1 protein-coding gene is annotated in these 3833 nt (G+C 58.9%); it reads right to left on the bottom strand.

Going from position 1 to position 3833, the window contains the following annotated elements; all coding sequences use genetic code 11:
* Positions 1 to 3707, bottom strand: a 3707-nt coding sequence (locus GV832_RS21410; protein WP_227754607.1) for an RHS repeat domain-containing protein, incomplete at its 3' end; no start/stop codon positions are given.
* Positions 3708 to 3833: the final 126 nt, after the last annotated feature.

Genomic DNA, 3833 nt, shown 5'->3' on the forward strand with positions numbered 1-3833 from the left:
GTGACCTCCCACCAATCCGGCTGGATGAACATGGCGAGTTTGGGGTCATAGTACCTTGCGTTGAGGTACTGGAGGCCTGCGTCGGCGTCGAGGCGTTCTCCGATGTAGCCGTGGCTCTCGGGCTGGGAAGTGCCGCTGCGCCAGGTCAGAGTCTCGTCGGCATTGCCATAGGGGCGATAGATGCTGCGCTCGACCTTCACTCCGGCAGAGTTGGTCACCCCGCGAACGGAGCCGAGCGCGTCGTGGTGGATCGCTGTCCAATCATAGGCGGTGGAATTGGCCGTCGTATAGGCGAGGCGGATGTTCGGCACCGGGGTGACGAAGATCTGCTCGGCGGCGGTTTTCCAGTTCCGGATCTCCTGCATGCCGGAATAGAGGGTCACACCTGTCCCAGTCGCTGTCTGGGCTGGACAGGCAGCTGCGGTCCCTGCGCTGATCTTCTTCAGCCGTCCGCCATCCGCGCCATAGACATAGCAGGTCAGCAGAGTGCCTCGTTGCACCGAGACCGGGCGGTTCTCACCGTCATAGGTAATGACCTTTTCGTCGAGGCCATTCGTCATGTTGCCGTTGGCATCATAAGTAAGGACGGTGGTGCCGACTTTACCTGGGGCGTGGGGCGGTCGGATCGTACTGCCATAGGCCGCCGGGCTATAGTCATAGACCCCGCCCGCTCCGGTGTTGGAGAGCATCCGCCCAGCGTCGTCATAGGTGAAGGCCTGCGTCAGGTCGATCGGTGCCGCGTTGGTCACGACATCCGTCCGGGTCACTGCATTCAACAGACGCCCTGCATAGTCATAGGTGTAGGTAAAGGCTGCGGGATTGTTGACATTCCCGGTGGCCAAGTACGCGGTTTCGAGCTGGACCGCCTTGATGCGCCCGCTATCGGCTCGGGTATAGAGGGAGCGGACAAAGGCGTTTTGTTGCCCAGCCTCGTAACTGCGGATCTGATTGATCGAACCGCGCCAGGGATTGACGTCGACGTCGTCCTTCGCCCCGCCGCTGCTGCCATATTGTGTGATATCGGGCTGGCCCCAGATGTCGTAGCTGACGGAGTGAATGAGGTCCGTCGCTCCGTTGGCATAAGAGACCAGGCGGCCTGCTGTGTCATAGGTCATCGTGCCAATGGACGTGCGTGGTCGCACCGAGTTCGATGTATCGCCCGGCGTAATGGGCAGCTTCACTTCGCTCAGAGAGGTCCCGTCAGGGGCATAGGAGTATTCATTGATTAGCGTAGTGAATGTTGTGCCAGTTGACTCGCTGTAGCTGGCCACCAACCGGGTCTGAGTGACCGGCACCCCATTGGGCGCATAGTCAGTCGCGATCGTGTCGAGCCATGTGAATTGACCCAAGGCAGAGGTTGTTGGCAAGGACACGCGCTGCGTTGTCAGACGCAGCTTATTGGCATTGGTCGCCGTGGCCCGCTCATCATAGATGAACTCGGTGCGGGTGTATTGCCCGTTGGCCGCAACGGTCTTGGTCAGAACCCGGTCCAACTCATCATAGGTGAAGGTAATCACCTGACCCTTGGCATCCGTCTGGGTCAGCAGGTTGTTGTTGGCATCATAGGTCATCGTCCAGGTGCCAAGGTCGGGATCGTTCGAGGTCAAGCGATTGCCGAAGCCGTCGTACACATAGCTCCACGTCGCACTGATAGGATCAGTAACCCCGGTTAGGCGCCCGAGCGCGTCGTAGGTGAAGTGCGTCAGAACTGCATCCTGCGGATTTTTGTCTCCGGTGAGGGTGCCTTTGTAGACGGCAGATTTGATCATCCTCCCATGGCCGTCGAAGATCGTCGCCGTGCGACCACAGTTCAGGGACGTGTCGAGATCAAAGCATTGGGAGTCATCGTGCCTCACCGAGGGAAGCCAGGCAGTCACAGAGCCACTGGCGGTGGAATAGGTGACCTGCTCCGTCTCATAGGCTGTCACTTCGTAGCGATATGGCTTAGTGGGACTGGCGACGTAATCCGGCAAGCGCACTTCGATCGGCCGATCCAGTTGATCGTAGAGTGTCTTGGTCAGGATCGGGTAGAGCGAGGTGGTGCCGTTGGGTCGCGTTAGAGACTTGCCGTTCATATAGAGGTCGGCATCGGCCGACGTTGTCGGGATGCTCGTCCAGTCCACATTGCCACGGGCATCATATTCCTGGATCGTTACCACTTGATCTGAGTAAGTCGCGGCCGAGCGGGCGACCATGTAGGTTCGTCCAAAACCGTCGAGATAGGTCTTCTCGACCTTCAACCCCTCCCCTCCAGCGATCGCCGAGGTCTCGTTGCGCCCGATCCACTGGCCAACGATGTGCTCAGAGCCATCTGGTTGGATCACCCCATCCCCAGCCTTGGGATCGCCGAACTTGTTGTAATAGGTTGTGACGGTCGTACTGAACGGGTTGTCCGTAAAATCTGCGGGCAACTGACTTGCGAAATTTGCACCCGCCGAGAATGTAAGCGACCGCTTGTGCTCGATCTCGCGGCAGAAGCCGTCATAGGTAAAGGTGTCTGCGATATTGTTTGGATCGCGCGTTGCGCTCACGGCCTGGCAACCGGTATCCCAATTCGTGTTGGAAACATTGCCGCGTGCATCGGTGACGGCAGTCTGGAACAGGTTCTTCTTCGTGTCATAGGCATATTGCGTCTGGTAGCCACCGGCATTGGTATCCGTCAGCACATTGCCCCAGCTGTCGTAGGTCTTTACCGAGACCAAGCGGAAACTGCCCGAGGGCAGGCTCGAACGGCCACGCACGCGGGTCAGGTTCCCTTCTTGCTTGCCAAGAGGCGTTGCCGCGGCGCCAAGGGTTGTCGTGCCGTCATAGAAGTAGTTCTCCTCCATGACGACGCCGGCGGAGTCTGAAACCTTCCGCGATGCCGGCAAGCCGGCAACGAAGATGCCCTTTACTGACGCACTGGCCGGAACGGTCGCCGTCGGCAGGACATAGGTCAAATCCGTCGTCACATTGTCCGAGGCGTCGATATCGACACCTGTCACTGGATCGGAAAAGCCGTAATCCACTGTCCGCGTCGGCTGACCATAGGAATAGGAGGCTCCACCATAGGGGTTTGCAGACCCCTCATAGTCGTAGGCATAGGTCTTCAAGGTCTCGATCAGACGGAAACGTTCAAGTTCATTTGGCCCACGGTCGAGATCCTGCTCACGATACCTCGCCGCCAGGCGTTCCCCGGTCTTCTTCAAGATGAAGGGGCCGTACTCCTTGCCGGCCTCCCCGCCCGAGGCGGACCAGGTGTTGAAAGCCCGCGACACGACAACATCGGTTGTATTCGGATTATCTACATCCGGGCTGACCTTCAACGTCGCAGTTGCAGGGTTATAAGAGCTGCTCAGAGGGTTAAAGTTCGGATTGTACCACAGCGTCTCGGAAAGGACGGCACCGGCGCGTGCGGACGAACTGGTGTCAAACACCGTCGTCCGGATGCTGCGGTTCGGCTCGTTGGCCAGCTTCGGCAAGTACTCCCGCACTGAAGTGAAGCCGCGAGACTGGCGCAGGACATCATCCCAGACTTCATCGGCATAGCGGTAATAGGTCGGCACAACATGACCACGGCCGTCATCGACCGTCAGAGCCTTGACGACAAGCCTTACGCCCGAAACATCCGATCCCATGACAACGGGGTCATTCCCAACCCCGTCACTTGTCGGCGCATAATCAACCGAAAGCTCACCCCCCATGGGCGCATGAACCTTCAGCATCATGTTCGCGGGCCGCCCAAACGAATAGCGGATCGTCCCGTTCCCGCCTCCGCCGCCCAGCAAATCAGGCAGGGCATCCCCGTTCACATCCGCAGCTCCAACAAACGCAGGAACGTCCAGGGAAGAATA

It is taken from the genome of Stagnihabitans tardus, from assembly GCF_009925085.1.
Lineage (GTDB): Bacteria > Pseudomonadota > Alphaproteobacteria > Rhodobacterales > Rhodobacteraceae > Stagnihabitans > Stagnihabitans tardus.